This is a genomic window from Methylobacterium mesophilicum, from assembly GCF_022179445.1.
GTDB lineage: Bacteria > Pseudomonadota > Alphaproteobacteria > Rhizobiales > Beijerinckiaceae > Methylobacterium > Methylobacterium mesophilicum.
In genome coordinates this window covers 1-277 of the sequence record NZ_BPQU01000114.1, presented here as the reverse complement: position 1 = coordinate 277, position 277 = coordinate 1, and the positions used below count along the sequence as shown (strand labels likewise).

The following is a 277-nucleotide window of genomic DNA, read 5'->3' as shown; positions in this document are numbered from 1 at the left end:
CTTAATCCCCGAGAAGTCCTCCACGGGCCGGGCCTTGCGGCGGAGGACGGGGTCTCCGTAAAGCCGGATGGGGTAGACCATCCTTGCTATTCTAGCGCAACCCGCACCCGAACCGGTCCCAGGGTCTGGACCCCCGGGGGGAGGTCCGGGGCCACCGCCACCTCCACCTCCCCCGGGCCCAGGGCCTCCTGGAGGGTGGCGGCCACGCCCGCAAGGCCCTCCAGGGCCTCCCGCGGGCCCACGAGGCGCACCGTCTTGGGGGCATAGTCCAGGAGGC

The 277-nt window shown here is 72.6% G+C and carries 1 protein-coding gene; it reads right to left on the bottom strand.

What is annotated here, in order from left to right; genetic code table 11:
- Positions 1-86: 86 nt before the first annotated feature.
- The coding region (locus MFF40_RS28440) for a hypothetical protein (RefSeq protein ID WP_238263169.1) at positions 87-277 on the bottom strand (191 nt) is incomplete at its 5' end.